The organism is Aeromonas sp. R2-3 (assembly GCF_040908375.1).
GTDB lineage: Bacteria > Pseudomonadota > Gammaproteobacteria > Enterobacterales > Aeromonadaceae > Aeromonas > Aeromonas veronii.
The window spans coordinates 49911-75320 of sequence record NZ_JBFODP010000032.1 but is presented as its reverse complement, the minus strand read 5'-3'; the positions used below and the strand labels follow the sequence as shown (position 1 = coordinate 75320).

Annotated in this window: 29 protein-coding genes; 20 read left to right on the top strand and 9 right to left on the bottom strand. The window is 57.5% G+C overall.

Annotated elements, in window-relative coordinates; all coding sequences use genetic code 11:
• Window positions 1-26: 26 nt before the first annotated feature.
• Window positions 27-803 carry a tRNA uridine 5-oxyacetic acid(34) methyltransferase CmoM gene (gene cmoM, locus AB5Z02_RS17910; protein ID WP_236095562.1) on the bottom strand — a complete coding sequence of 259 codons (777 nt, stop codon included), beginning with the start codon at window positions 801-803 and terminating at the stop codon, window positions 27-29.
• A 101-nt stretch (window positions 804-904) separates the two neighbouring features.
• On the opposite strand from cmoM, the gene elyC reads away from it, so the two are divergent.
• The 3 genes from elyC to pfkA all read left to right on the top strand — a co-directional run bounded on the left by elyC (window position 905) and on the right by pfkA (window position 3687).
• A complete protein-coding gene (elyC, locus tag AB5Z02_RS17905) occupies window positions 905-1675 on the top strand; it encodes an envelope biogenesis factor ElyC (protein WP_368216570.1) in 771 nt (256 codons plus the stop codon).
• Window positions 1676-1810: 135 nt separating this feature from the next.
• Window positions 1811-2566 carry a triose-phosphate isomerase gene (gene tpiA, locus AB5Z02_RS17900; RefSeq protein ID WP_139734732.1) on the top strand — a complete coding sequence of 252 codons (756 nt, stop codon included), beginning with the start codon at window positions 1811-1813 and terminating at the stop codon, window positions 2564-2566.
• A gap of 149 nt (window positions 2567-2715) precedes the next feature.
• Window positions 2716-3687, top strand: a complete 972-nt coding sequence (gene pfkA, locus AB5Z02_RS17895) for a 6-phosphofructokinase (protein ID WP_005336840.1) — start codon at window positions 2716-2718, stop codon at window positions 3685-3687.
• 1625 nt (window positions 3688-5312) lie between these two features.
• Here the strand turns inward: pfkA and AB5Z02_RS17890 are convergent.
• Window positions 5313-6554 (bottom strand): dicarboxylate/amino acid:cation symporter, encoded by a 1242-nt coding sequence (locus AB5Z02_RS17890; RefSeq protein ID WP_005352303.1) that lies wholly within the window; start codon window positions 6552-6554, stop codon window positions 5313-5315.
• Between the two features lie 270 nt (window positions 6555-6824).
• On the opposite strand from AB5Z02_RS17890, the gene AB5Z02_RS17885 reads away from it, so the two are divergent.
• The 3 genes from AB5Z02_RS17885 (at window position 6825) to AB5Z02_RS17875 (ending at window position 10294) form a co-directional block, all read left to right on the top strand.
• Complete coding sequence (locus AB5Z02_RS17885) at window positions 6825-7109, top strand: pyrimidine/purine nucleoside phosphorylase (RefSeq protein WP_005336842.1); 285 nt, start codon at window positions 6825-6827, stop codon at window positions 7107-7109.
• Between the two features lie 153 nt (window positions 7110-7262).
• Window positions 7263-8648 carry an L-serine ammonia-lyase gene (locus AB5Z02_RS17880; RefSeq protein WP_159143780.1) on the top strand — a complete coding sequence of 462 codons (1386 nt, stop codon included), beginning with the start codon at window positions 7263-7265 and terminating at the stop codon, window positions 8646-8648.
• 275 nt (window positions 8649-8923) lie between these two features.
• Entirely contained in the window at window positions 8924-10294 is a 1371-nt protein-coding gene (locus tag AB5Z02_RS17875) for an L-serine ammonia-lyase (RefSeq protein ID WP_005336844.1), read from the top strand.
• An 854-nt stretch (window positions 10295-11148) separates the two neighbouring features.
• Here the strand turns inward: AB5Z02_RS17875 and AB5Z02_RS17870 are convergent.
• The gene (locus AB5Z02_RS17870; RefSeq protein WP_005360946.1) at window positions 11149-11427 is read right to left on the bottom strand and encodes a YcgL domain-containing protein; all 279 of its coding nucleotides are present in this window, start codon (window positions 11425-11427) and stop codon (window positions 11149-11151) included.
• A gap of 107 nt (window positions 11428-11534) precedes the next feature.
• Here AB5Z02_RS17870 and minC point away from each other — a divergent pair, with 107 nt between their 5' ends.
• The 5 genes from minC (at window position 11535) to mtgA (ending at window position 14654) form a co-directional block, all read left to right on the top strand.
• Window positions 11535-12254, top strand: a complete 720-nt coding sequence (gene minC / locus AB5Z02_RS17865; RefSeq protein WP_219263829.1) for a septum site-determining protein MinC — start codon at window positions 11535-11537, stop codon at window positions 12252-12254.
• Window positions 12255-12272: 18 nt separating this feature from the next.
• Entirely contained in the window at window positions 12273-13085 is an 813-nt protein-coding gene (gene minD, locus AB5Z02_RS17860; protein ID WP_005336847.1) for a septum site-determining protein MinD, read from the top strand.
• Between the two features lie 2 nt (window positions 13086-13087).
• Window positions 13088-13354: a cell division topological specificity factor MinE gene (gene minE, locus AB5Z02_RS17855; protein ID WP_005336848.1), complete on the top strand. Its 267-nt coding sequence runs from the start codon at window positions 13088-13090 to the stop codon at window positions 13352-13354.
• 197 nt (window positions 13355-13551) lie between these two features.
• A complete protein-coding gene (locus tag AB5Z02_RS17850) occupies window positions 13552-13878 on the top strand; it encodes an HI1450 family dsDNA-mimic protein (RefSeq protein ID WP_005352317.1) in 327 nt (108 codons plus the stop codon).
• On the top strand, window positions 13863-14654 hold the full coding sequence (mtgA, locus tag AB5Z02_RS17845; RefSeq protein ID WP_162517549.1) for a monofunctional biosynthetic peptidoglycan transglycosylase: 792 nt from the start codon (window positions 13863-13865) through the stop codon (window positions 14652-14654). The genes AB5Z02_RS17850 and mtgA overlap by 16 nt, the downstream gene beginning before the upstream one ends.
• Window positions 14655-14657: 3 nt before the next feature.
• Here the strand turns inward: mtgA and AB5Z02_RS17840 are convergent, their stop codons facing one another.
• The gene (locus AB5Z02_RS17840; RefSeq protein WP_019445852.1) at window positions 14658-14786 is read right to left on the bottom strand and encodes a hypothetical protein; all 129 of its coding nucleotides are present in this window, start codon (window positions 14784-14786) and stop codon (window positions 14658-14660) included.
• A 147-nt stretch (window positions 14787-14933) separates the two neighbouring features.
• On the opposite strand from AB5Z02_RS17840, the gene AB5Z02_RS17835 reads away from it, so the two are divergent.
• A complete protein-coding gene (locus tag AB5Z02_RS17835) occupies window positions 14934-15257 on the top strand; it encodes an HI1450 family dsDNA-mimic protein (protein WP_005336851.1) in 324 nt (107 codons plus the stop codon).
• Between the two features lie 55 nt (window positions 15258-15312).
• On the opposite strand, the gene AB5Z02_RS17830 is transcribed toward AB5Z02_RS17835, so the two are convergent.
• On the bottom strand, window positions 15313-15624 hold the full coding sequence (locus AB5Z02_RS17830; protein ID WP_108614012.1) for a DUF1289 domain-containing protein: 312 nt from the start codon (window positions 15622-15624) through the stop codon (window positions 15313-15315).
• Between the two features lies 1 nt (window position 15625).
• On the bottom strand, window positions 15626-16486 hold the full coding sequence (locus AB5Z02_RS17825; protein WP_005336853.1) for a S1 RNA-binding domain-containing protein: 861 nt from the start codon (window positions 16484-16486) through the stop codon (window positions 15626-15628).
• Window positions 16487-16717: 231 nt separating this feature from the next.
• Here AB5Z02_RS17825 and AB5Z02_RS17820 point away from each other — a divergent pair, with 231 nt between their 5' ends.
• The 4 genes from AB5Z02_RS17820 to AB5Z02_RS17805 all read left to right on the top strand — a co-directional run bounded on the left by AB5Z02_RS17820 (window position 16718) and on the right by AB5Z02_RS17805 (window position 19101).
• Entirely contained in the window at window positions 16718-17932 is a 1215-nt protein-coding gene (locus AB5Z02_RS17820; RefSeq protein WP_368216569.1) for a UPF0149 family protein, read from the top strand.
• A gap of 170 nt (window positions 17933-18102) precedes the next feature.
• Window positions 18103-18567 carry a MarR family winged helix-turn-helix transcriptional regulator gene (locus tag AB5Z02_RS17815; RefSeq protein WP_005336856.1) on the top strand — a complete coding sequence of 155 codons (465 nt, stop codon included), beginning with the start codon at window positions 18103-18105 and terminating at the stop codon, window positions 18565-18567.
• Between the two features lie 2 nt (window positions 18568-18569).
• Window positions 18570-18758: a DUF4250 domain-containing protein gene (locus tag AB5Z02_RS17810; protein ID WP_019445848.1), complete on the top strand. Its 189-nt coding sequence runs from the start codon at window positions 18570-18572 to the stop codon at window positions 18756-18758.
• A gap of 163 nt (window positions 18759-18921) precedes the next feature.
• Window positions 18922-19101, top strand: a complete 180-nt coding sequence (locus tag AB5Z02_RS17805; protein ID WP_075115065.1) for a hypothetical protein — start codon at window positions 18922-18924, stop codon at window positions 19099-19101.
• A 183-nt stretch (window positions 19102-19284) separates the two neighbouring features.
• Here the strand turns inward: AB5Z02_RS17805 and AB5Z02_RS17800 are convergent, their stop codons facing one another.
• A complete protein-coding gene (locus AB5Z02_RS17800; protein WP_005352326.1) occupies window positions 19285-19872 on the bottom strand; it encodes an FMN-dependent NADH-azoreductase in 588 nt (195 codons plus the stop codon).
• A 226-nt stretch (window positions 19873-20098) separates the two neighbouring features.
• Between AB5Z02_RS17800 and AB5Z02_RS17795 the strand changes: the two genes are divergently transcribed.
• From AB5Z02_RS17795 to AB5Z02_RS17780, 4 genes are all read left to right on the top strand, one after another.
• Window positions 20099-20989 carry a DMT family transporter gene (locus AB5Z02_RS17795; protein WP_069528158.1) on the top strand — a complete coding sequence of 297 codons (891 nt, stop codon included), beginning with the start codon at window positions 20099-20101 and terminating at the stop codon, window positions 20987-20989.
• Window positions 20990-21074: 85 nt separating this feature from the next.
• Window positions 21075-22253, top strand: a complete 1179-nt coding sequence (purT, locus tag AB5Z02_RS17790; protein WP_368216568.1) for a formate-dependent phosphoribosylglycinamide formyltransferase — start codon at window positions 21075-21077, stop codon at window positions 22251-22253.
• Window positions 22254-22380: 127 nt separating this feature from the next.
• Entirely contained in the window at window positions 22381-23040 is a 660-nt protein-coding gene (gene hxpB, locus AB5Z02_RS17785; RefSeq protein ID WP_107683061.1) for a hexitol phosphatase HxpB, read from the top strand.
• A 272-nt stretch (window positions 23041-23312) separates the two neighbouring features.
• A complete protein-coding gene (locus AB5Z02_RS17780) occupies window positions 23313-23516 on the top strand; it encodes a CPXCG motif-containing cysteine-rich protein (RefSeq protein ID WP_106843630.1) in 204 nt (67 codons plus the stop codon).
• Between the two features lie 174 nt (window positions 23517-23690).
• Here the strand turns inward: AB5Z02_RS17780 and AB5Z02_RS17775 are convergent, their stop codons facing one another.
• Together AB5Z02_RS17775 and AB5Z02_RS17770 are read right to left on the bottom strand one after the other, a co-directional pair.
• Window positions 23691-24308, bottom strand: coding sequence for a riboflavin synthase subunit alpha (locus AB5Z02_RS17775; RefSeq protein WP_110303774.1), 618 nt, complete (start codon window positions 24306-24308; stop codon window positions 23691-23693).
• 103 nt (window positions 24309-24411) lie between these two features.
• On the bottom strand, window positions 24412-25314 hold the full coding sequence (locus tag AB5Z02_RS17770) for a DMT family transporter (protein WP_231720894.1): 903 nt from the start codon (window positions 25312-25314) through the stop codon (window positions 24412-24414).
• Between the last annotated feature and the right edge of the window lie 96 nt (window positions 25315-25410).

Here is a 25410-nt window from a genome sequence, read left to right as displayed (position 1 = left end):
TTCACATCGACGTGAACCGCGAGCAATCAGCTGGCCGGCTTCTGGGCCATCACATGGATATAGCGACCGAGGGAGACAAAAGGCTCCTGACGGCAATATTGCTGCTCCATGGCCAGCAGATCGTCGAACTTCTCCACCTGATCCTGCTTGTGACGCATATAGTCGTGGATCACCCGCACCCCGGTCTTGCCGATGATGCGCAGCCCCCCGCGACCAATCCAGTCATAGACCTGCTCCGGCAACTGGGGATTGGTGGGCGTAAGCGCAGTCTGCCGCTTCTTGCGAAGGCCAAGGCGCACATAGTCAAAATTGCCCACCACCAGGCTCTGGAACAGCAAGCCATGACGGTTGTAAAAAAGCAGCGACAGTATGCCCCCGGCATTGACGAAAGGGAACAGACCCAGCAAGGTCTGGCGCGGCTCGGCAAGCCACTCCAGCACCGCATGGCAGAGCACCAGATCAAAGGTCCCGGTCACATGTTGCTTCAGATCCTGAATGGGGCAATGGATGAGACGAATTTTGTCTTCCAGCCCCTTCTCGACGATCTGGCTGCGGGCCAGTTCCAGCATTTCTGCTGACAGATCGCACAGCTCCACCTGATGGCCCATGGCCGCCAGCTTCTGGGCGAAATAGCCAAAACCGCCCCCCGCATCGAGGATGCGCAGCGGTCGGTTGCCAAGGCGGGCCAGGCAGGCTTCGATGTCGCTCCAGACAATGGTGGTGCGGATGCGCCCCTTGGTGGAGTCGTAAATGTTGCGGGCGAACTTGTCGGCGCGCCCGTCAAAACTCTGATCGTGCTTCAAGGAGAAACTCAACATTAGCGCCACAGGGTTGTGGCCATCCCAAAAAAGAGAGGTATTCTGTCACATCCCGAATTTGCTGAAAACTCAAGGAAGTGTCTGTCGTGTTTGTGATTAAAAAGTGGCTGGGTCAGCTGTTGATGCCGCTCCCCTTCTCCCTCTCCCTGCTACTGGTCGCCCTGCTGCTGCTCTGGTTCACCCGTTTTCAGAAAACCGGCAAGCTGCTGGCCACCCTCTCGCTGCTCATTGTGGCGCTGATGGGGATGCGGCCGATGAGCTATGAACTGGCCCGCGGGCTGGAGCAGACCTTCCCGCCGTTCGAGGTGAGCCAGCATCCCAACATCGAGGCCATCGTGGTGCTCGGCAACGGCCATGTCAGCGACCCGGCAGTGCCCGTGCGCTCCTGGCAAAACAATATCGCCCTGGCACGGACTCTAGAGGGGGTTCGCCTTGCCCAGGCCTATCCCGACGCCGAGCTGGTTTTCTCCGGCTATGTATCGGGGGATACCCTCTCTAATGCCGAGGTCAATGCCCGGATGGCCGAGAGCCTCGGCATTCCCCGTTCGCGGATGACGTTGTTTGAAAACAACAAAGACACTCATGATGAAGCGGTCAGTATCAGTCGTCACCTCAAGGGAAAAGAGGTGGCGCTGGTCAGTTCGGCCACTCATTTGCCACGTGCCATGGCCCTCTATCAGGGTCAGGGACTCAAGGCCGTGCCGGCCCCCACCGACTACACCGCCAAGCAGAGCCAGGTACCCCAGCCGCTCTACAGTTATTTACCCAAAGGGCGTTATCTGATGTATTCCGAAGCTGCCATCCACGAATGGATTGGGGTATGGTGGGCTCGCTTGCGGGGGCAGGTTAACGAATGAGCGATCAAGCGTTTCATTCCTGATTTGGATCAGGAAAGCGAAAAAAAATTACGTCATTTGCCGCCGGGTCAGCTATCTTGGGCTCGGTTCAATTCATATAATGTCGCGCAATCAAATGCCTAGGAGATATACAAGATGAGACAGCACCTGGTAATGGGTAACTGGAAACTGAACGGCACCAAAGCTTCTGTAGAAGCTCTGATCAAAGGACTGACCCCGGCTGCTGCCGCTCATCCTTCTGTGCAAGTCGCCGTCTGCCCGCCGGTTATCTTTTTGGGTCTGGTTGAACAACTGACCGCTGGCAGCAAAATTGCCTACGGTGCCCAGAACGCTGACGTTCACGAGTCTGGTGCCTTCACCGGCGAAAACGCCCCCTCCATGCTGAAAGCCTTTGGTTGCACCTACTCTCTGGTCGGCCACAGCGAGCGTCGTACCCTGCACGCAGAGACTGACGACGTGGTTGCTGCCAAGTACGAAGCGATCCAGAAAGGCGGCCTGATCCCGGTTCTGTGCATCGGTGAAACTCTGGAGCAGTTCGAAGCCGGCGTGACCAAGAACGTGGTTGAGACCCAGCTGAAAGCCGTTATCGACCGTTGCGGCATCGCCTCCTTCAACAACGCCGTTATCGCTTACGAGCCGGTATGGGCCATCGGTACTGGCAAGACTGCCACGCCGGAGATCGCTCAGTCCGTTCACGCTCACATCCGTCAGTACCTGGCCGGTTTTGATGCCACCGTTGCTGCCAAAGTACAGATCCTGTACGGCGGTTCCGTCACTGGCGCCACTGCAGCCGACCTGTTCGGTCAGCCGGACATCGACGGTGGCCTGGTCGGTGGTGCGTCCCTGAAAGTGGACGACTTCTCCCAGATCATCGCTGGCGCTGCCAAGTAATCGCTGATTACGGCAAAGAGAGGGGCTCGTCCCCTCTCTTGTATCGCTTTTCCTATGGTGGCCCCCGCATCCCATATGAAAGCCGATATAGTAAAAGTGGCTTGTCTATTTAAACATTCGTATTTGACAACTCAGATCCAGAGGCACTCATGACCAAACAAATCAAACGTATTGGTGTTTTGACCAGTGGTGGCGACGCACCGGGTATGAACGCAGCCATTCGCGCCGTGGTTCGCGCCGGTTTGCATCATGGCCTGGAAGTTTACGGTATTTATGATGGCTACCTCGGCCTGCACCAGGATCGTATCGTCAAGCTGGAGCGTCACAGCGTCTCCGACGTGGTGAACCGTGGTGGTACTTTCCTCGGCTCCGCCCGTTTCCCTGCCTTCAAAGACCCCGCAGTGCGCGCCGAAGCGATCGAAAACCTGAAAAAGCACGGTATCGATGCGCTGGTCGTCATCGGTGGTGACGGCTCCTACATGGGTGCCAAGAAGCTGACCGAAGAGGGTTTCCCCTGCATCGGCCTGCCGGGCACCATCGACAACGATATCGCCGGTACCGACTTCACCATCGGCTTTGATACCGCCCTGAACGTGGTGGTTGACGCCATCGACCGCCTGCGCGACACCTGCAGCTCCCACCACCGTATCTCCGTGGTCGAGATCATGGGCCGCCACTGTGGCGATCTGGCCATGTCTGCCGCCGTTGCCGGTGGTGCCGAGTATGTGATCGTGCCGGAAGTAGCCTTCGACAAAGAGAAGCTGCTCAAGCAGATCAAGGAAGGCGAAGCCAAGGGCAAGAAGCACGCCATCATCACCATCTGCGAGCACGTTACCGACGTGAACGCACTGGCTAAAGACATCGAAGCCCTGACCGGTCGTGAAACCCGCGCCACCATCCTGGGCCACATCCAGCGTGGCGGTGCCCCGACTGCCCGTGACCGCATCATGTCCAGCCGTATGGGTGCTTACGCCGTTGAGCAGCTGCTGGCTGGTCACGGTGGTCGCTGCGTCGGTATCCAGCGCAACGAGCTGGTACACCACGACATCATCGACTGCATCGAGAACATGAAGCGTCCGTTCGATCAGGAGCTTTACAACCTCTCCACCACCCTGTTCTAAGCCACGCGGCTTTTAACCGGCTGTTGATGACAAAAACCCTCCATCGGAGGGTTTTTTTATATCTTACACAAACTGGTGCATCGGTACGCTGTGTGGCCCTCACCTTACGGGTTGCCTGATCCCAACCCTTGCGCCATCGGACAGATTACTAACCTGCCCCTCCTCACACCAACCGGCATCAGCCTACGAACAGAGTGCCGGTATCGTCGTGGATGTGTTTTATTACTGCGAACCGGATTGCGTTGGCCTGCGCTCTGTCGCCCCTGAAACGAGCTTGTTCAGCCTCCTCGTCATACGCCACTTTTTATATCTCAATCTTGTAGAAGGGACTCAGATATCTTACCCAACCATACTCCGGCTCTGATCTCGTATTGCAATCACATGACTCACGCTGGTGCATCGCCCACGCAAATAGCTGCTCACCCCTCCCGCCCAGCCCAGCCCAGCCCAGCCCAACCCAGCCAGAGAATACGCCTCTGGCCTATTGCGCACCTCACTCTTGCTACGGCCATGTCTACTCCGAGGCCGACGGGGAAATTGGCGGTGATAAAACAGCCAGCTGCCACTCTGTATCCCCTCGATGCACGGCTCTCCTCCCTATGCCCCCAGTGTATTGCTGTAAAAATGCGGAGACTCTGGACTGATAAAGTGATGGTGTGACAAGGGTTGGCAACCCGACTCTCTCCATAGACTTCTTTTGGATGGGCTATCTACGTCAGGAATCGTCAAATCATTGCCTTGCGCACTTTTTATGGCCTCAATGACACTATTGCGAGGGTGAAAACTTATAAAATGCCATTTGAGCCCCACATAAAACCCACCACCAAACCAACCAGTAGCACACCAACCAATTGAATTTAAATGAAATAATCATAAAAACAGAACCTTGAATGCCTGACATACCAGAGCAGGTGATAAAATCAGCTCAATATGACAAAAATAACCATCTCAACCAACCACGCACATAAAACAGCTATTTTATCAATTTACACCTTGTTTTACCCCCTTGATATGGTATCTTGATTACATCAACCAACAACTTAGGGAGAGAAAAATGAAAGAGTTTGTCGTTACTGCCGTTTTCACGGTGTTTTTCACCCTGGTTGCTGTCTCTCTGCCCTCACTGTCACAGTTCTGAGCCGGATAGAGAGGCATCAATCCGGACCGACCCTCTTTGCCATGTCTGTTTAATCGCCACCAACTGGCGCTTTTCAGTAATAATGCCGAGATGGTCAACATAGATATGATTTCATCACGTTGACGCTGTTTCTTTCGCCACAAGGGTGTAACCAGGATGGTTTAACCATATGGCCTGATGGAGTAGAACCAGCAGCAGATCATATCCGAGGGGAGCAAGGCTCCCCTTTTTGTTACCCGCCGTTTGACAATCCCCTCCCCCGGCATCTACAACAGGCCGGTTGACGCCATACGGCCCATGCCCACAACTGATGTTTTCCCTCCCGTGCTCTCCATTCAACACAGCTACATCCGTCAGCAATCTCTTGTGCACACCTTTGCTCTGATACTTGTCCGGCAAATATAAAAAAGCCCCCGCCATCATGGCAGGGGCTCGCGTTACGCAGTGTCAGCTTAAGGCTGTTATATCTCAGCCCAGCTCAAAGCAGTTATGCCTTGTTCCAGCGCTGTGGGTCATATTCCGGGCTGAAGCGGTCAACAATGACAGCACAGGCCGCATCGCCGGTAATATTGAGGGAGGTGCGGATCATGTCGAACAGACGATCCAGCGCGAACAGCAGCGGCAACCCTTCGATGGGGATCCCGGCCGCCAGCAGCACGGCAACCACCAGGAAGCTTGGGCCCGGTACACCGGCTTGGCCGATCGCCCCCAGAGTGGAGGTCACAATGATGGCCGCCCAGGCACCGACGCTCAGATCGATGTTGTAAACCTGCGCGAAGAAGATGGCGACCAGACCGTAATAGATGGCGTTGCCGCTCATGTTGATGGTGGCACCCAGCGGCAACACGAAGGAGGCGGTCGCGTTGGTCACTTTCAGATCATGCTCGCAGGTCTCCATATTGACCGGCAGGGTCGCCATGGAAGAGGCGGTGGAGAAGGCCACGATCTGCGGCTTTTTCATGGCAGATAGGTACTTCATCACCGGCGTGTTGGAGAACATCATCACCAGCAGCGGGTAGACCACAAAGCCGAAGATAAGGATGGCAGCCACATAAACCACGAATAGCTTGAGCACCAGGGTCAGCACGTCGAAGCCATAGGTACCGATGGCCTCAGCCATCAGACCGAACACCCCGAGTGGTGCGATGATCATCACCTTGTTGATCATCCAGACGAAGGCATCCACCAGAGTATTGAGCCCATCGACCAGTGGCTTGGCCCGCTCGCGTGGTTGTTTGGCCAGCGCAATGCCGAGGAACATGCAGAACACCAGGATCTGCAGGATGTTCGCTTCGTTGAGGGAGTTGAAGACGTTGGTGGGGATCATGCCAAGCAAGGTGGCGACTGCATCCGGCAGCGCCCCTTTATCGGCGTAGTCACCGCCAAACATGGAGGCAACGGAAGCGAAATCGACCCCGACACCCGGCTTGAAGATCTGCCCCATCACCAGCGCCAGCAACACGGCCAACGCGGAGGTCACGAGGAAGAAGGCCAGCGTCGCTGCCCCGATCTTGCCCGCAGCCGGGCTGGCGCCCAGATTGGCGGCGCCGGAGAGGATGGCAACCGCCACCAGCGGGATCACCAGCATCTTGATCAGCTGGATAAACAGGGTACCGAGCGGTGCAAACACGGTGGCTTGTTCACCCATGAACGCGCCGACCACTGCGCCCAGTACCATGGCGACCACAACCTGGAAGCCGATGTTTTTAATGAGTCCTTTAGTTAACACAATATGTTCCTTTATGTAGCAAAATTCACACTTTTCCCAGTGCAATTAACCAAACAGGGGAATGAGCGGCTGCCCATTCCCCTGTTTGCGCGTGTTATCTCACATTTAATTGCTGTTTTAAATCAGCAAATCATTAACCTTGGCTATTAATAAGTTTGCGAAAAAGTGAAGATTCAAAGCGGTCTCGGCGATTTTTACCTCATCCCCCATGACAACTGGCAAAAGATTGTGCTAGTTTGGCTGCACAAACGTACACACAGGGATGTAAAGATGCTGAAAGTTAACGAGTATTTCGACGGAAATGTAAAATCCATCGGTTTCGAACAAAAAGGGGAGAAATCAACCGTCGGGGTGATGAACGCCGGTGACTACCTGTTCAACACTGCCGCCCCCGAACGGATGACAGTGATCAAGGGCGCCCTCACCATCCAGCTGGCTGATGAAGATGAGTGGCACACCTACAGCCAGGGTGAATCCTTCCTGGTGGCCGGTCACTCCTCCTTCAAACTGGAAGTGAAAACCCCCACAGCTTATCTGTGCGAATTTCTCGACTGATCAGGCCGGTTGAAGGGGATCAGCCCCTTCAACTTTCTTGGTCCCCCCCAGCCCCATTATCTGTGTCCATGTCACAGCACTGCACATCCCCGCTTCCTATCCATGGCAAAAATCCTAGAATAAACAGACATAAACCATCACCGGATTGATGTCATGATCAGCGTGTTTGACCTGTTTTCCATCGGAATTGGCCCCTCCTCTTCCCATACCGTCGGCCCCATGCGTGCCTCTTATGCCTTCGTCCAGCAGCTCAAGCTGCAAGGGCATCTGCCACAAGTCATGCGGGTCGAAGTGGAGTGTTACGGCTCGCTGGGCCAGACCGGCAAAGGGCACGGTACCGGCAAGGCGATCATTCTGGGGTTATCGGGCTTTGAACCGGAATCGGTCGATATCGATGCGATTCCCGCCATTCTGGCTCGAGTGGAAAAGGAGCAGAGCCTGCAGCTGGCAGGCGAGCAACCAAGCCATTTTTCGCGCACCGGTGCCATCATCTTCAACCGCCGCAAAACCCTGCCGGCCCACACCAACGGCATGACTCTGCGGGCCTTTGATAAAGAGGAAAACCTGCGCTTCAGCCAGACCTACTACTCCATCGGGGGCGGCTTCATCATTGAAGAGAGCCACTTTGCCACCGCCAAAGAAGAGGCCGCCAAATCCGATGCCGAACACCCTGTCCCCTATCCGTTCGACAGCGGCGCCCAACTGCTGGCCCACTGTCAGGAGAGCGGCCTCTCCATCTCGGGGCTGATCCTCGCCAATGAGCGGGTATTTCGCAGCGATGAGCAGATAAAAGCGGGGCTACGCAAGATCTGGCAGGCGATGCAGGGCTGCGTCGAGCGAGGCTGCAAGAGCGAAGGGGTGCTGCCGGGCGGCCTCAAGGTACGGCGCCGCGCCCCGGGGCTGTTCCGCCAGCTCAGCTGCGAGACCAACTTCAACAAGGATCCGCTGATGGTGATGGAGTGGGTCGATCTCTTTGCGCTGGCGGTCAACGAGGAGAACGCCGCCGGTGGCCGGGTGGTCACCGCCCCCACCAATGGCGCTGCGGGCATCATCCCCGCCGTGCTACACTACTACGATCGCTTCGTGCACAAGGTGGATGACGAGACGCTGATCCGCTACTTCCTCACCGCGGCTGCCATCGGCATCTTATATAAGAAGAATGCCTCCCTGTCGGGAGCGGAAGTGGGCTGTCAGGGTGAGGTTGGCGTGGCCTGCTCCATGGCGGCCGGCGCGCTGACCGAACTGCTGGGGGGCAGCCCAGCCATGGTGGAAAACGCCGCCGAGATCGGCATGGAGCACAACCTCGGGCTCACCTGCGATCCTATTGGCGGGCTGGTACAGGTGCCCTGCATCGAGCGCAACGCCATGGGGGCGGTCAAGGCGATCAATGCCGCCCGTCTCGCCCTGCGCGGCACCGGCGAGCACAAGGTGTCGCTGGACAAGGTGATCAAGACCATGTGGGAGACCGGCAACGACATGAAGACCAAATACAAGGAGACGGCCCGTGGCGGCCTCGCCGTTAACATTACCGAATGTTAAAAAACGGCAAATGACTCCATTTGGTTCCGAAATGCCCGGCATCGCCGGGTATTTTTATGGGCAAACGCTTAACAAAATGGATAAGCACAAAAATAAATTTTATACTCGCGCCTCAGATTCAACAAAAATAGATCTATTTCAACTTTTTTTAGGTCTGGAGCCGTTACACTACGGTTATCTGGTTCTGTGACCTGCGCTGACAAGCGCGCTCCATGGATCTCCCAAATTTCTGTGAGTGGGCATGCCGCCCCCTTCTACCCTGAGGTAATAGTGACATGATCAGCGTTTTTGATATCTTCAAAATCGGTGTAGGCCCCTCTTCTTCCCACACTGTTGGCCCGATGAAAGCGGCCAAACAGTTTGTTGACGAGCTGCGCGCGGGCGGCAAGATCCGCGATGTAACCCGGATCAATGTCGATGTCTACGGCTCCCTCTCCTGGACCGGCAAAGGCCACCATACCGACACTGCCATCATCATGGGCCTGGCTGGCAACCTGCCGGAAAATGTCGATATCGATGCCATCCCCGAGTTTATCTCACGTGTTGAGCAGACCGAGCGCCTGCCGATCGGCCTGCACTGCCACACCGTCAGCTTCCCGCGTGACGCCATGGTATTCCACGACGAAGCCCTGCCGCTGCACGAAAACGGCATGAAGCTGACTGCTCTGATCGAAGATGAAGTGGTCTACAGCAAGACCTACTACTCCATCGGTGGCGGTTTCATCGTTGACGAAGAGAACTTCGGCAAGGCTGACAGCGGCGACATGTCCGTACGCTATCCGTTCAAGAGCGCCGCTGAGCTGGTTGCCCACTGCAGCCAGACCGGTCTCTCCATCTCTGCCCTGATGATGGAAAACGAGAAGTGCTTCAACACTCCGGAAGAGATCTACAAGAAGTTCGGCAAGATCTGGAACACCATGCGTGAAGGTATCGAGCGAGGCTGCCGTACCGAAGGCGTTCTCTCCGGCCCGCTGCGCGTACCCCGTCGTGCCGCGCCGCTCTACCGCCAGCTCAACACCAACGAGAACCTCTCGAGCGATCCGATGAACATCGTTGACTGGGTCAACATGTTCGCTCTGGCCGTGAGTGAAGAGAACGCTGCCGGTGGCCGCGTGGTCACTGCACCGACCAACGGCGCTGCCGGTATCATCCCAGCCGTACTGGCTTACTACGACAAGTTCATCCAGCCGGTTGGCCGCGACGAGTACACCCGTTTCTATCTGGCTGCCGGTGCCGTCGGTATCCTCTACAAGATGAACGCCTCCATCTCCGGCGCCGAAGTGGGCTGTCAGGGTGAAGTGGGTGTCTCCTGCTCCATGGCCGCTGCCGGTCTGACCGAGCTGATGGGCGGTAGCCCGGAGCACGTCTGCGAAGCCGCCGAAATCGGCATGGAGCACAACCTGGGTCTGACCTGTGATCCGGTTGCCGGTCAGGTACAGGTGCCTTGCATCGAGCGTAACGCCATCGCAGCCATGAAAGCGGTCAACGCCTCCCGTATGGCCCTGCGTCGTACCTCCAAGCCGCGCGTCTCCCTAGACAAGGTGATCGAGACCATGTACATCACCGGCAAGGACATGGACTCCAAGTATCGTGAAACCTCCCGTGGCGGTCTGGCCATCAAGGTGATGCAGGTTGCCTGCGAATAAATAAGGGTTGCGACCCTCATCTGCACAAAGGCGGGATATCCCGCCTTTTTTATTGCCCGAATGGAATGCTGGGCACTTATACCGGTATACCAGTCATTTCACGGCATGGCGTCGCGGATATACCCCTGCTACGCCACAGCAATGCTGATTGCCTTATCTAAATGCCTCTCTAATTACATACCTTGATTCACTCTTCTCAATGCATTGAAAGGGACATTACGCCCCTACATGAAACCTGTACCTGCTATCTTGCCCCAGTCACAATTTCACAACTAATCGATATCGAGATGGTCCCTCAGCTCAATATCCCCCCTTTGGTCATACCCTTGTTTGGCAAGACGCGGTTCCACTCACCCTGCGGATTATCACGCCGCCACATTGATTTCAACCTATGTGGCACTTTCGTGATCAAGGCAAACAATCAAGCACACAAACAGGGGATTAGCTCATCATTTTGGCCACAGCGCATCACTCAAACTGGTTTTAGCGCAGTGATCACCGCCCTCTTTGCACCCCATTTGATGGATAACTCATCGCACAGTGGAGGCCAAAAAAGCGCCCAAGTAAGAGGCTGAAAATAATCGATGAATGAGCCAATAGCCGTTGAAATGGCGGATATGAGTACGCGCCACTCGCTATTTTTGTGAGCGCCAGCAAAGGTTGAGGATATGGTGTTGGGAGCAGATTGACTTTCTATTTAAACAGCGAAAAGTGAATATCACCAAAGGGAGGGTTTAATTTGGCCAGATCCTGTCACGGGATTATCGCAGGCCACCTCACCGGGGCCGGAATGTGTCATGCAGAGTCACAAAGAATTAGCCCCGCTTGGCAGAACGCACAACGGGGCTGGATATTCAGGATGGTTTTTTCAGGCTGGCCTTGTGCTGCTCCAGCAAATTCTCGGGAGGCGGCGGCACCTGCAGGTAGAACCCCTGGTTGGTCAGCGCGGCCATCACCTTGCCGACATCAGCCAGCCCCAAGGGCTTGGCCGGATCCAGCTTGGTCATCAGCACCAGCTCGGGACGCCCGAATGCGCTCAGCAGTGGCTCGGGAACGCGGGAGAAATCCTCTCTTTTTTCAACAAAAAGGTAGGTCTCGGCTTTTTTGCGACTTTTATAGACTGCACACAACATGGAAATTGATATAATCCGACGAGTTTATTGCCTCTGATGGGGGCAAACTATAACATCAGGAATTGAATAACAATAACGGATTAGCATCTCTGCCTCGGGGAAGATTCATGGTTGAGCGCGATAACGAATTGAAAGGGACCACCTTCACTATTTCTGTGTTGCATATCAGCGATGGCGAGCCTGAGCGGATACGTCAGTTGTTGGCCGAAAAAGTGGCCCAGGCACCCTACTTTTTTAATTGTGCGCCGCTGGTGATCAATGTTTCCCGACTGGAACATATTCCCGATTTCGAACAGCTCAAGGAGCTGGTGGAGTCCGAAGAGTTTGTGCTGGTCGGCATCACGGGTGCGCGCAGTGAAGAGATGAAGACAGCCGCCAAGGCGGTGGGACTGGCCGTGATGGCCTCGGGCAAGAGTCGCAAGAGCGAACCGGAACCCGAGCCTGCCCCCGCGCCAACCGCCCCTGAGGTGGCTCCCGAGCCCGAACCCGCCCCCTTGATCCCGAGCAAGGTACATGTGGGACCGGTTCGTTCCGGCCAGCAGATTTACGCAGCCGGCACCTCGCTGGTGGTGCTGGGGTCCGTCAGTCCGGGAGCCGAAGTGCTCGCCGACGACAGCATTCATATTTATGGCACCCTGCGTGGCAGAGCCATTGCCGGTGCCCGGGGCAACACCCAGGCCCGGATCTATTGCCAGCAATTACAGGCCGAGCTGCTCTCCATCGCGGGCACATTCCAGCTGAGCGATGCATTGCCGGCAGGCCTGATCCAGCAACCGGTACACGTCCGGCTGGACAATGAACAACTCCGAATAGACCGTATCAAATAGAGTTACAAGGAAGCGAGAATGGCGCGAATCATAGTCGTTACATCGGGTAAAGGTGGCGTTGGCAAGACCACAACCAGTGCGGCCCTGAGCACCGGCTTAGCCCAGCGTGGTCACAAGACAGTGGTCATTGACTTTGACATCGGTCTGAGAAACCTGGATCTCATCATGGGCTGCGAGCGGCGCGTGGTGTATGACTTCGTCAACGTCATCAATGGGGAAGCAAACCTCAATCAGGCGCTGATCAAGGACAAACGCTCGGAAAATCTGTTTATCCTGCCCGCCTCCCAGACCCGGGACAAAGATGCCCTCACCCGTGAGGGGGTCGAGAAGATCCTGGATCAACTGGCGGAGATGAAGTTCGATTACATCGTCTGCGACTCCCCGGCGGGGATCGAGGCGGGCGCGCTGATGGCGCTCTATTTTGCCGATGAAGCGATCGTCACCACCAACCCGGAAGTCTCTTCCGTGCGTGACTCCGACCGCATCCTTGGCATCCTGGCCTCCAAGTCCCGTCGCGCCGAGCGTGGCGAAGACCCCATCAAGGAGCACCTGCTGCTGACCCGCTACTGCCCGACCCGCGTCAACCGCGGCGACATGCTGAGCGTGCAGGATGTGCAGGAGATCCTGGCCATCCCGCTACTCGGGGTGATCCCGGAGTCCCAGGCGGTGCTGCGCGCCTCCAACTCCGGCGAACCGGTCATTCTGGACAAGGAGTCCGATGCCGGTCAGGCCTACGAAGATGCGGTGTCCCGCCTGCTGGGCGATGCCAAGGAATTTCGTTTTCTGGAAGAAGAGAAGAAGGGCTTCTTTAGCCGACTGTTCGGGAGTTAAACATGTCATTATTGGATTATTTTCGTTCCAACAAGAAACAGAACACCGCACAACTGGCCAAAGAGCGGTTGCAGATCATTGTTGCTCACGAGCGTTCATCCAGAGGGGGGCCGGATTACCTGCCCCAGCTCAAGCAGGACATCCTCGATGTGATCCGCAAATACGTCAACATTGATCCGGAGAAGATAACCGTCCAACTGGATCAGAAGAGTGATGAGCTGTCGGTACTGGAGCTCAACATCACCTTCGCCGATGACAAGAAGGGATGAGCTGACGCCCTATGCGTGACCCCTTCCCCCAATGAAGACCGGATCCTGTCACTGGATCCGGTTTTTTATTGGCACAAAAACAGGCCACAGCGGCTCGCCTCATCTCGCCAAGGGGTCTGCCGACCGCTAGAATAGCGCCGCCCCGCAGGCTGTGATCTGCGATGGCACCTTTTTCTCTTTTCTGGAACAGACCGCTTATGTCTATGAATGACGAAATGCACAGCGTCGAGGAACTGCTCGATACCGCCCTCGAACTCTTTATGGAGCTGGCCTCTGACAACCTGCCGGAGCAGGAGATCGCCCGCTTCAATCAGGAGTTCAACGATCGCGGCCTGCTGGCCGAAACCGATCCGGCCGATGACTGGGAAGCGGACGTGGGTTTTGCGGTGAGCGACACCGACTATGCCGAGATCTGGGTTGGCCTTGGCAATGAAGAACAAGAGTATGAGCATCTGTTTGCCCGCATGCTGCTCTCCCGCCGTGTTGACGAGAAGTTCTGCCACATCGAATGGCTGCCCCAATAATTCCGGATCCCGATGATCCCAGCCACTATCAGTGGGAGTCTGGCCCTGACGCCGTGGCCCCAGTGCGCGCATCTGCATCGTTTGGGCGCCGGGTGTTGAGGTGGGCAGGCAAGATCGCGCTGGCCGGGCTGCTCTGCTCGGTCGGCTCGGTCGCCTTGCTACGTTTTATCGATCCGCCGATGTGGAGCTGGCGTATCGAGCGGGCCCTCTTTCCGCCCGCCAAGATCACCCAGGTGCGCCATCAATGGGTAGATCTGGAGTCCATCTCCAAGGAGCTGCAACTGGCGGTGATCGCCGCCGAGGATCAGCGCTTTGCAGATCACAACGGCTTTGACATGGATGCCATCAACGCCGCACTCAAGCACAACCAGCACAGCGAACGGGTGCGCGGTGCCAGCACCCTCAGCCAGCAGACCGCCAAGAACCTCTTTATGTGGAGTGATCGCAGTTTCCTGCGCAAGGGGCTGGAGGCCTGGTTTACCCTGCTGATGGAGCTGGGTTGGGACAAGGCCCGCATTCTCGAGGTCTACCTCAATATCGTGGAGTTCGGCCCCGGCATCTATGGCGCCGAAGCCGCCGCCCGCACCTACTTTGGCAAACCGGCCAGCCGCTTGACCCGCTACGAGTCATCCCTGCTGGCCGCCGCCCTGCCCAATCCGTGGCGTTATCGGGTCAAGCCCCCGTCACCCTATGTGCAGAAGCGCTCGGTCTGGATCCGCCGCCAGATGGGACAACTGGGCCAGATCACCCTCAATCGGGTGCATCAGGCCGACTGATCCTCAGGGCTCATCGGGTTTCTCCGGTGGGCCCAGATGGCCGCCCACCGTCTCGCGGTGAAGCGGCAGATAGTGCCACCACCAGGCCTCGCGCCGTCGCTTGATCTGTTGCCGCCGTCCCCGCTGCTTCATCCCCTTACTCCCTGCCAGATGATCCGCGCCTTAACCATACTCCCCCAACGGCAACTTGGACAGGTCAGGCACGCCCGGCGCACTGGTCTGGCCGCCACAGCCAATAATTGTTACAGTAGCGAACCTCGATGTATCTGGAGTGATTTCATGGAACAGCGTACCCCGGATCAGCTGGTCGAATGGGCCTATGATCAGTTTCTTGAGCAGGCCGCCGATATGCTGGCCCCCGAACAAATAGTCGACATCACCCTGGAGTTTGAGCAGCGTGGCGCCGTGGAGGCGACTCTGCCCAATGCCGACTGGTCGACCGAGCTGGGTGAGCCGGTCGATATGGAGCGCTGGGTCGAAGTGTGGGTCGGTTTGCTGGATCATCAGGATGAGTTTGAGGTGATCTTCGCCACCTTCCTGCTGCCCCGTCTGCTGACCGAAGATCAAGTGCATGTGCGCTGGCATCGCCAGCAGCAGGCATAAAAAAGGCGCCATCGGCGCCTTTCTTGTTTCTGTGCACTCTTATTGCTGTTCTCTGCTAATCCTGCGCTGCGATGGCCTTGGCCAGACAGCGGCGGCACCAGCAAGCGCTGGCCTCCTGCATCGGCAGTACCGGCAACTGACTGCACCAGCACTGCGCAATGGTCTGACCGGCAGAGACGGCGCAATAGGCCGGTTCGCCACAACCCGGACAGCGGTGAGTGCTTTTCGAGCCATCCAGCTCGGCCATCACCGCCAGCTGGGCCTTGCTATCCATCGCCGACCAGTGGCCGATCTCGCTCAGGGTGCGGCCACAACCAAGGCAAAGCCCGTCTTTCGCCTTGCAGAGACCAACACAGGGACTCGGCATCTTATTCGCTATCCACTGCCGAGTCGGTCTCTGTGGCCACCAGAGTGATGGCATTGTCTTCGATGACAATCTTGCCCTGCTTGTAGAGGCCGCCGATCGCCTTCTTGAAGGTACCCTTGCTCATGCTGAACAGCTTGTAGATGAGCTCGGGTTCGCTCTTGTCACCCACCGCCAGACTGCCGCCCTGCTTTTTCATCCGGCTCAGAATGCGCTCACCAGCGTCATCAACCCGCGCAAGACCCGGCTTTTGCAGGGTCAGATCGAGCTTGCCATCTTCGCGCACCTGCTTGACCCAGGCGGTTTGCGGCCGACCGGTCATCACCCGGCCAAACACCTCGTTCTTGAACAGCATGCCGGGATACTGACCGTTGACGATCACCTTGATGCCAAGGGGCGAGTGCTCGCCCGGCAGCGCGGTCACTTCGTCACCAACCTTGAAGTTGCTGCCGGCCGGGGTCAGGAAACGCTCGATGCGGCTGGTGCCGACCATGCGCCCTTCGTTATCCAGTTGCAGACGCACCAGATAAACGTGGCCCACCTGCATCGGCTTGTTCTGCTCGCGGCTGGGCACAAACAGATCCTTTTTCATGCCCCAGTCGAGGAAAGCACCAATCTTGTTGGCATTGACCACTTTCAGACCGGCAAATTCGTCCACCATGGCAAATGGCTTGTCGGTGGTGATCACCGGCTCGCAATCGGCATCCAGATAGAGGAAGACCTGCACGCTATCCCCCTCTTTCACCCCTTCCGGCAGTTGACGCTTGGGCAGCAGCAGTTCACCGTACTCATCGGCCGCAAGCCAGGCGCCACGGTCTTCGAGTTCAACAACGGTGAGGGTGTTCATCTTGCCAATCTGTATCATGGTGCTCTCTTTTTTCATTACCCGGATGGGCCAACTGAACATGGCCCCTATGGGCGCGCATGTTACCTCAAGAGCGGTGATCCGGCCTAGTCCCCAAGCCACCACGAGCCGCCCTTTCGCCCCTATCTTATCCGCCAATGGTGATTAAATCGCCAAACAGGCGGCCATTTGCTGCAAATAACCCCACTTTTAGGTAGACTTCGCGGCTGTTCAAATCCAGAGGAACTGTCGATGAACCCATCCACTCGCACCCGCCATCTTAATCAATGGATCCAGAGCAACAGCGATCAGGACATGACCTACCCGGCCCTGCACGGTTTTCTCTGTGCTCGTCTGGTGGGGCCGGAAAGCCCTGACTGGCAACGCCCGCTGGCTGGTCTGCTGGAACAGGATGCCGAGTTGGATGAAAAAAGCGCAGAAGCCCTCAACCACCTGATCGCCGAGCTGGAATCCCAGGCCGACGAAGCTCAGCTGGCCCTGCCCAGCCAGTGCCGCCTGCCCAGCGATAACCCCGAGCAGGTGTTCGAACAGAGCCACCCCCTCGGTCAATGGTGTTATGGCTTCAGCATGGGTTTTGCCACCTGGCCCAAGCCGAAGGATTTGAACGACCCGACCACCCAGTACCGCTTCAGTCTGGCCGCCGAGCTGAGCCTGTTTCGCGACAAGCAGATGGCCCAGATGCTCTATAGCGCAGCCGCCAGCGAACTCCCCTTTGTCGAGTTCTGCAAACGCCAGCGCCAGAACATGAAAACCGCCCTCAACCAGTTGCTCAACCTCGACCAGTATCAGGCCGCCCCCAGCGCCGATGTGGCCCTCAATGGCGAGCAGGCCCAACAGTGGCAGACCTGGTTCGAGCTGGCCGACAGCTGCCGCGATCATCAGGCCCGCCTCGGCTGGTTCGAGAAGATCATCGCCGATGCCACTCCGCTCTTTGATGAAGCCTTCTGGCAGCAAATCGACGGCCACGGCTGGAGTGCCCCCGAGCTGCGTCCTCTGCTGGCCGCCAGAGCCGGCCGCGCCGACTGCCTGCTGCGCCTTGGCAAGCTGGGCGAGGCCAAAGCCGAATATCTGGCGCTGCTGACAATCTGCATGGCCGATGAGCTGGGTTGCCGCTACAACCTCTCCACCCTCTATGCACTGCAAGGGGATTGGCAGGCGTTGGCCGCCCTGCTGGTGCGCTTCGATGAAGCCTCCAGCTGGTTGCTCTACAACAAGGCGCTGATGGTCTTTGCTACCGAGGGTGCCGAGGCAGCCAAGCCCCATCTGCTGGCCGCCATCGAGGCCAACCCGCACATTCCGGCCTGCCTGCTGGGTCAGCGCAAGCTGCCCAAACAGGAGCCACAAAGCTGGCAAGCAGGCAGCCGAGACGAGGCCGCACTCTACGCCATCCACACTCGCGAAGCCTGGCTCAAGCAGAACGCCCTCATCTGGTTGCGTAAAGGCTGAACAGCGTTGGCTTAAAATCCCGTCGGTCAGACCCGGTTTTTCCTTGAGGGCGTGCGCCACCGCACATTTCATCGCAACCGGGTCAGACAAATCAGCTTGAGTTTCGTATCATCAATGTCAAAGTATCAAAAGAAACTGCATCTGATGCAGCCGTCACAGCAGGGTGTAATATGTCAAAAATCATAGCGTTACTCGCTCACTACCCGCCCTATCAGTTGGTACATGCCGCCGAGATGCTACGGGATACCTTCGAACAGTTTTATGAACAGCGTTACCAGCTGACCGTGCCGCAATGGCGCCTGATGATGGTGCTCGGCCCCAACTACCCCATCAGCCAGAAAGAGCTGGTCGAGGCGAGCGGCATGGACAAGGTGCGCATCTCCCGCGAGATCCGCCGTCTGGTCGAAAAAGGGATCATCTTTACCGAGAGCAGCGAGCAGGATAAACGCATCAGCCTGGTCTCCCTCACCAATGCCGGGCTCGCCCTCTTCCTACAGCTCAAGAGTGAAGCGGGCAGCTGGCAACATACCCTGACCGACTATTTGCCTAGCGAATCCCGCGAGGCGATCCGCCAGCATCTGCACAGCGTCAGCGCCGCCATCGAGCAGTTGCAATCACTGGATCGGGAGAAATAATCATGGATTTGAAAAAGTTCGCCACCATGGACATCAACATGCTGCTGAGCGTCGTCAATATGCAGCTGCGTGATCGCTATGACGATCTGGATGATCTCTGCAAAGCGCAGGAGATCGATCAGGCGGCACTGGAAGCGCGGCTCGCCAGCGGCGATTTTCACTACCAGCCAGCGCAGAAACAGTTCAGATAAAGAGAGCTAGCGGGATCGGGATCACAGCGCCAGTGATGGCGCTGGCTCTGCGGTAAAAACCTGATATGGTCTGAAGAGCCCCAACAGGGTGATGCACGGATACATCACCCTGTCACAAGAGGGCATTAAAATCGTTTCAGGTGAGCAAACCAAGGATGACCCCATGATATTGATGACCCGACAGAGCCTGTTGATCACGCTCTGTACCCTGTTGATGATCAGCCTCTTCACGCCCCACATGCCGCAAAGTACCGAACAGTGGCTGACCACCCTCTTGCTTGGCCTGCTGGTCGCGGTGGCATTGCTGCTGGTGCGTGGTTGTCGCCGCTTTATGATGGAGTAGTGACTCCGCCAGAACATCTATACCAACCACTTGCCGCGATACTCTCTGTAGCAGCAACGTCTGTCGCAATCATATCGAGCCAAAAAACAAACGCAGCCTGATGGCTGCGTTATTGTTTCTGGCTGGGCAACTCCTTGAAGAGATAACCCCTGACGGGATAGAGAGCCCTTATAGAGAGAGCCCTTAGATAGCCAGAGCCTCAAGCTGCGCTTTGGCCGCTTCCATCCCCTTGCTCTGGGCATCCGGGCCCATACCCATCCCCTCGGCGTAGATGAAATCCACCTCTTTGATACCGATGAAACCGAGCACGGTACGCATGTAGGGAGTGACCAGATCGGTGGCACTGCCAACGTGCATGCCGCCACGGGGGCTGATCACCAGCGCACGGGTATTTTCAACCATACCGACCGGACCGGTCTCGGTGTAGCGGAAGGTGACGCCAGCACGAGCCACCAGATCGATCCAGTTTTTCAGCTGGGTCGGGATGTTGAAGTTGTACATGGGGGCCGCAATCACCACCAGATCGCTTGCTTTGAGTTCGGCGATCAGCTCGTCGGACTGGGCGATCACCGCCAGTTGACGTTCATTGAGGTTATCACCACCGCGCAGGCCGGAGGCCAGCTCGCCATCCAGCACCGGCAGGTTGAGTGCTGCCAGATCACGCACGGTGACGGCATCATCCTGATGGTCAGCCAGGAAGCCATCGATCAGGGCGTTGGATTGGGAATATTGACCCAGGATGCTGGATTTGAGTACGAGGATATTGGCCATGGTGAAACTCCATTTGGTTGTCGGTTGAACAGCGTTGCTGTCGATGGAGGTCACTCTAAACATTGTGCTTATTTGCTGATAGCGAAAATAGATGCTCAACTTGTTCAAATTTTTTGATGCAAGGCCACTTCCTCGCCAGCCAACCCTGCGGCCGCGCTTCAACCCTTGGCAGAACAAACGATTGCCGTTATGATCCGCCGCACTTTTTTCCAGCGACCCGGATCCCATGATACCCTCGCGCAGGCACTCTCCTCTGGCCGGTGCAGTCTGGATGATGGTGGCAGGACTCTGCTTCGCCGCCGTCAACAGCCTGAGCCAGTATGTCAGCTTCAAGCTTGGCCTCCCATCGACCCAAGTCGCTTTTCATCAATACCTGATCGCCCTGATCTGCCTGCTGCCCTGGCTGGTTCGCCATGGCCTGCGCCAATCCCTGATGACCAATCAGTTCCGGTTGCACCTGTTGCGGGTATTGCTGGCGGTGATCGGCATCCAGCTCTGGCTCTGGGCACTGGCGTACCCCGTCCCCATCTGGCAGGGGATCGCTCTGCTAATGACCTCACCGCTGTTTGCCACCCTGGGCTCCGCCCTGCTGCTCAAGGAGCAGGTGAGCCGCACCCGCATTCTGGCCACCCTGGCGGGCTTTGCCGGCGCCATGCTGATCCTCGCCCCCTGGACTGACGAATTCAACTGGGCCTCCCTACTGCCGGTGGCGGCGGCGCTGTTCTGGGCCGGCTACTCCCTGATGGTGCGCTATCAGGCAGCCAACGAATCATCCCACACCATAGTGGTGTATCTGCTTATCTTCAGTACCCCGTTCAACGTCATGCTGGCCCTGCCGGAGTGGCAGTGGCCGAGCGAGAGCCAATGGCTGCTGGTAGCCGCCTCCGGCGTGTTGACGGCACTGGCCCAGATGTCCATCGCTCGCGCCTACAGCGTGGCGGAGGCCTCCTTCGTACAGCCTTTCGATTTTGCCAAGCTGCCGATGAACGTGCTGGCGGGCTGGCTGGTATTTGGCTGGGCGCCCCCAGGCCGTCTGTGGCTTGGCGCCGCCATCATCATTGGCGCCATTACCTTGCTGACCCATCTGGAGCAGCGCGCTCACAAACCCGTTTCCTGAGGTACGCCATGCGTGCCTCTTTTTTTGTCCGCTATTTGTGTAATAGCGATCATCAACAATGACCATCGACATCAGGAGAGATCGTATGTTTGGAACCGCAACCCGCCCCGGCGCCACCCGTGCCCTGCTGCTGGGCTCCGGCGAACTTGGCAAGGAGGTCGCCATCGAGTTGCAACGGTTTGGGATCGAAGTGATCGCCGCCGACCGCTACCCCAATGCCCCCGCCATGCAGGTGGCCCACGCAGCCCACGTGCTGGACATGCTCGATGGCAACGCCCTGCGTGCCCTGGTTGCCGAGGTTAAACCCGACCTCATCATCCCCGAGATTGAAGCGATTGCCACCGATACCCTGGCTGCCCTTGAGCAAGAAGGGGTCAAGGTAGTGCCCAACGCCCGCGCTACCCAGCTCACCATGAACCGGGAAGGGATCCGCCGCCTCGCCGCCGAGACCCTGGGTCTGCCCACCTCACCCTACCGTTTTGCCCAAAGCAAAGAGGAGTTTGTCGCCGCCGTCGAGGCTATCGGCCTGCCCTGCGTGGTGAAACCTGTGATGAGTTCGTCCGGCAAGGGGCAGAGTGTACTGCGCGATCTCGCCAAGCTCGATGAGAGCTGGACCTACGCCCAGGAAGGCGGCCGCGCCGGTCGTGGCAAGGTGATCGTCGAGGGCTTCGTCCCCTTCGAGTACGAGATAACCCTGCTCACGGTACGCGCCGTCGATGGCATTCACTTCTGCGAGCCGATCGGCCACCGTCAGGAAGATGGCGACTACCGCGAATCCTGGCAGCCGCAGGTGATGAGCGAGCTGGCGCTGGCCCGATCCAAAGAGGTAGCGGCCAAGGTGGTCGAGGCGCTGGGCGGTTACGGCCTGTTCGGAGTCGAGCTCTTTATCAGGGGCGATGAGGTGTGGTTCAGCGAGGTATCGCCGCGTCCCCACGATACCGGCATGGTGACCCTGATCTCGCAAGATCTCTCCGAGTTCGCCCTGCACGTGCGCGCCATTCTGGGGCTGCCGGTCGGCACCATCACCCAGTACGGGCCGAGCGCCTCTGCCGTGGTACTGCGCGAAGGGCACAGCCAGAATATCCGCTATCAGGGGATTGGTGAGGCATTGGCGCTGGTGCCGGGCGCCCAGCTGCGGCTATTTGGCAAGCCGGAGATCGCCGGTCGCCGCCGTCTTGGCGTGGCGCTGGCCCGCGCAGAGGATTGCCAGGATGCGGTAGAGAAAGCCAAAGCCGTGGCCGCCAAGGTCGAGGTGCTGTTCTAAGGGCTTTTTTTGCCACAGCAAAACAAACGTTTGCCGATGTGATCGGGCGCAAGGGGCATGGCAATGCCCCTTTTGCATTTCCCCGTCAGGCTTATAATCCCCTCTTCAAATTTGTCAGGAGTACAAGATGTTAGCTGCCGTGATCTTCGATATGGATGGTGTTCTGATCGACTCGGAACCCTTTTGGCAACGGGCCCAGATCGCCGTTTTCTCCGAACTGGGTCACCCCCACACCGTCGAGGATTGTGAATCGACCATCGGCGTGCGCATCGATCAGCTGGTTGCCCACTGGTATCGCCTGCGCCCATGGAGCGGCCCGACTCAGGAAGAGGTTGTGCAGCGCATTCTGGATCAGGTCAACGCCCTGATCCTCTCCGAAGGTCAGGCCAAGGCCGGTGTGCTGGAAGCGCTCGACCTTATCGAGGCCCGCGGCCTGAAAGTGGGTCTGGCCACCTCCTCCCCCTTTGCGATGGTAGAAGCGGTGCTCGGCAAACTCGGCATTCGCGATCGCTTTATGGCGGTTCACTCGGCCGAGGTGGAGCGTTTCGGCAAACCGCACCCGGATGTTTATATCCACGCCGCCGAAAAGCTGGGGGTAGAGCCCGTCCATTGTCTGGCCATCGAAGACAGCTTTACCGGCCTGCTGGCGGCCAAGGCGGCCTCCATGACTGCGCTGATCGTGCCGGATCCCGCTTTAGTGGGTGACCCACGCTTGGCCATCGCCAACTACCAGCTGAGCTCGCTGGCCGAGCTGAATAGCGAGATGCTGGCCAGCTGGGTCAAGTAGCGCCTGTCGGCGCCTTGCTGCGCTCGCGTTCTCATATCCGCAGGGGGCATCCAGCCCCCTGTGATTGCCAAACAACCGTTGGCAATTCCCCTCTTTTCACCCGTCATTCACAACCAGATTGTTCCTCTCGCACACGACCACTCCAACCGGTTGCACCTTGCCATCCCTCAGGCTTGATCTCTGTCATAAACGTGCGTTTGCTCGCGGTTAACCCCCTGCAGCCCGACTAGAATCAGGGTTGATAGGCGGCCCCAGGGCCCGAGGAGGTTATCATGATCGAGTACACCAGCAAGCGCATCGTCTGCCCCCACTGTGGCCACCATACCCGGGTCGAGCTGGATGCCAGCCAGGGTGATCAGGAGTTTTACGAAGATTGCATGGCCTGTTGCAATCCGATCCACCTGCGGCTTCACCTCGACGAAGCCCGCGACTGCTTGCAGCTGTTTGTGGATGCGGATGACGAGCAACTGTTTTGATTGCGAGTCACAAAAGGCCGAGCAGATGTTTTGAGTGCTAGTCGCAAAGAGCTGAGCAGATGTTGTGACTGCGAGTCATAGAAAGTTGAGTGGATCTTTTCACCATGTAAATAGCAAGGGCCTGCACACCGCAGGCCCTTGCTTATGAGGCGATTGAAACCGAACAGTTTCCTTTCAGTGCCCCCCGCGTGCCGCCAGCACCCGCTCAACGGTATCGACGATGGCCTGAGTCTGGGGATCGATCTCGATATTGGTCTGCCAGCCAGCCTTGACCCAACCCAGGTTGGTGCGGGCCAGGGTCTCGGGGATCAGGTGGACGCAGAACTCCCGCTCGCGCACCTCGCCGATGGTCAGACTGATGCCGTCGATGCCGATGTACCCCTTGGTCAGCACATATTTCATCAGCTCGGGAGCAAGGCGATACCACACCTGACGGTTGTTGGGGGTATCGATCACCGAGGTAACCTCTGCCATGCCGATGATATGGCCGGACATGGCATGACCGCCGATCTCGTCACCAAAACGGGCGGCCCGCTCCACGTTGACCTTGTCCCCCACCTGCAGCTTGCCGAGATTGGTCAGGCGCAGGGTCTCCTGCATCAGATCGAAGCTGACCAGATCCCCTGCAATCCGGGTCACGGTGAGACAGCAGCCGTTGTGAGCCACCGAGGCACCAAGAGCCAATCCCTCGCCCCACTCCCGGCTGGGCATGCGGATCACGTGGGTACGAAATGAAGCACTCTCTTCGATGGCGACCAGCTCGGCCACACCTTGCACAATTCCGGTAAACATCATCACCTCTTTGTTTCTGCTAACACGCTCTGTTTTTTATCGCGGCCTGTGGCCGCTTCTTTTACATAATCCGTTTTTTACACAATTCGTTTCGTACAAACTGTCACACCTGCTCCGCCGCCTCAGACCGCGCCAGCACACGAGCCCGGCGCTGGGAATGGATGACCACTATGCCAGCCAGCACGATGAGTAGACACCCCGCCATACTACTGAGGGTCGGCATTTCACCAAACATCAGATAGCCGCAGAGGGTAGAAAAAAAGATCTGGAAATAGAAGAAGGGCGCCAGAGTAGAGGCCTGCGCATACTGCATCGCCTTGATAAGGCAATATTGGGAGAGCAGGGTCACCACCGGTAGCGCCAGCAGATAGGGCCAGTCGGCAAGCCCAGGGTTGCGCCACAGTGCAGGCTGCCAGCAGAGTGCGACCATTGCCACCATCCCCAGCATGAAGCAGGTGACGATTAGGATATCGAGGGTGGTCAAACGTGGATCCACCAGCTTGGTGATGAGGTTGTAGCCGGTGTTGGCCAGTACAATGACCAGTGGCAGCAGATAGTAGAGGTTCGCGTCGCCCCCGTCAGGATGGGTCACCACCAGCACGCCAAACAACCCCAACAGCACGGCCGCCACCTTGGCCCGGGTCAGACGCTCCCTGAAAAAGATCACGCCCGCCACCACGAAGGCCAGCGAACCAAGCTGGCAGATGATGGTGTAGACGTTGAGCGGTACATGGGCCAGCGCAATCACCGAGACCAGCGCACAGACCAGAAACAGCAGCGAGCGCAACAATAGCCAGCGATCCACCGCCAGCAGCGCCGACATGGTGCGCCTTGGCAACAACAGCAGCAGACCGAGGAAAGGAACAAAGAAGCGAAACCAGACCATCTCCATCACGGAGTAGCCATGGAGTACCAGATATTTGTCCGCGCCATCCTTAAGCGTCAGGGCGAGAAGTGCAAACAGCGTCAGGAAGATCGCCAGTGAGTTGCGCGAAGAGAACAGCATCAAAGAGGCCGAAACAGGAAAAGGGGGTAACCAAACTAACGGGCTTGCCGCAAATTACAACCGCGAGACTGACAAAATGCGAGCAAAACCGCTATA

Excerpts from the sequence above, each read along its gene's own strand:
- AB5Z02_RS17850 (WP_005352317.1), top strand. The coding sequence starts at position 13,552 with ATGTCTATGAATGACGAAATGCACAGCGTCGAGGAACTGCTCGATACC.
- AB5Z02_RS17770 (WP_231720894.1), bottom strand. The coding sequence starts at position 25,314 with ATGCTGTTCTCTTCGCGCAACTCACTGGCGATCTTCCTGACGCTGTTT.
- AB5Z02_RS17795 (WP_069528158.1), top strand. The coding sequence starts at position 20,099 with ATGATACCCTCGCGCAGGCACTCTCCTCTGGCCGGTGCAGTCTGGATG.
- AB5Z02_RS17875 (WP_005336844.1), top strand. The coding sequence starts at position 8,924 with ATGATCAGCGTTTTTGATATCTTCAAAATCGGTGTAGGCCCCTCTTCT.
- mtgA (WP_162517549.1), top strand. The coding sequence starts at position 13,863 with ATGGCTGCCCCAATAATTCCGGATCCCGATGATCCCAGCCACTATCAG.
- AB5Z02_RS17835 (WP_005336851.1), top strand. The coding sequence starts at position 14,934 with ATGGAACAGCGTACCCCGGATCAGCTGGTCGAATGGGCCTATGATCAG.
- AB5Z02_RS17810 (WP_019445848.1), top strand. The coding sequence starts at position 18,570 with ATGGATTTGAAAAAGTTCGCCACCATGGACATCAACATGCTGCTGAGC.
- minE (WP_005336848.1), top strand. The coding sequence starts at position 13,088 with ATGTCATTATTGGATTATTTTCGTTCCAACAAGAAACAGAACACCGCA.
- AB5Z02_RS17885 (WP_005336842.1), top strand. The coding sequence starts at position 6,825 with ATGCTGAAAGTTAACGAGTATTTCGACGGAAATGTAAAATCCATCGGT.
- AB5Z02_RS17820 (WP_368216569.1), top strand. The coding sequence starts at position 16,718 with ATGAACCCATCCACTCGCACCCGCCATCTTAATCAATGGATCCAGAGC.
- AB5Z02_RS17815 (WP_005336856.1), top strand. The coding sequence starts at position 18,103 with ATGTCAAAAATCATAGCGTTACTCGCTCACTACCCGCCCTATCAGTTG.
- tpiA (WP_139734732.1), top strand. The coding sequence starts at position 1,811 with ATGAGACAGCACCTGGTAATGGGTAACTGGAAACTGAACGGCACCAAA.
- AB5Z02_RS17840 (WP_019445852.1), bottom strand. The coding sequence starts at position 14,786 with ATGAAGCAGCGGGGACGGCGGCAACAGATCAAGCGACGGCGCGAGGCC.
- AB5Z02_RS17870 (WP_005360946.1), bottom strand. The coding sequence starts at position 11,427 with ATGTTGTGTGCAGTCTATAAAAGTCGCAAAAAAGCCGAGACCTACCTT.
- minD (WP_005336847.1), top strand. The coding sequence starts at position 12,273 with ATGGCGCGAATCATAGTCGTTACATCGGGTAAAGGTGGCGTTGGCAAG.
- AB5Z02_RS17775 (WP_110303774.1), bottom strand. The coding sequence starts at position 24,308 with ATGTTTACCGGAATTGTGCAAGGTGTGGCCGAGCTGGTCGCCATCGAA.
- AB5Z02_RS17825 (WP_005336853.1), bottom strand. The coding sequence starts at position 16,486 with ATGATACAGATTGGCAAGATGAACACCCTCACCGTTGTTGAACTCGAA.
- AB5Z02_RS17805 (WP_075115065.1), top strand. The coding sequence starts at position 18,922 with ATGATATTGATGACCCGACAGAGCCTGTTGATCACGCTCTGTACCCTG.
- AB5Z02_RS17780 (WP_106843630.1), top strand. The coding sequence starts at position 23,313 with ATGATCGAGTACACCAGCAAGCGCATCGTCTGCCCCCACTGTGGCCAC.
- AB5Z02_RS17880 (WP_159143780.1), top strand. The coding sequence starts at position 7,263 with ATGATCAGCGTGTTTGACCTGTTTTCCATCGGAATTGGCCCCTCCTCT.
- AB5Z02_RS17830 (WP_108614012.1), bottom strand. The coding sequence starts at position 15,624 with ATGCCGAGTCCCTGTGTTGGTCTCTGCAAGGCGAAAGACGGGCTTTGC.
- hxpB (WP_107683061.1), top strand. The coding sequence starts at position 22,381 with ATGTTAGCTGCCGTGATCTTCGATATGGATGGTGTTCTGATCGACTCG.
- purT (WP_368216568.1), top strand. The coding sequence starts at position 21,075 with ATGTTTGGAACCGCAACCCGCCCCGGCGCCACCCGTGCCCTGCTGCTG.
- AB5Z02_RS17800 (WP_005352326.1), bottom strand. The coding sequence starts at position 19,872 with ATGGCCAATATCCTCGTACTCAAATCCAGCATCCTGGGTCAATATTCC.
- pfkA (WP_005336840.1), top strand. The coding sequence starts at position 2,716 with ATGACCAAACAAATCAAACGTATTGGTGTTTTGACCAGTGGTGGCGAC.
- minC (WP_219263829.1), top strand. The coding sequence starts at position 11,535 with ATGGTTGAGCGCGATAACGAATTGAAAGGGACCACCTTCACTATTTCT.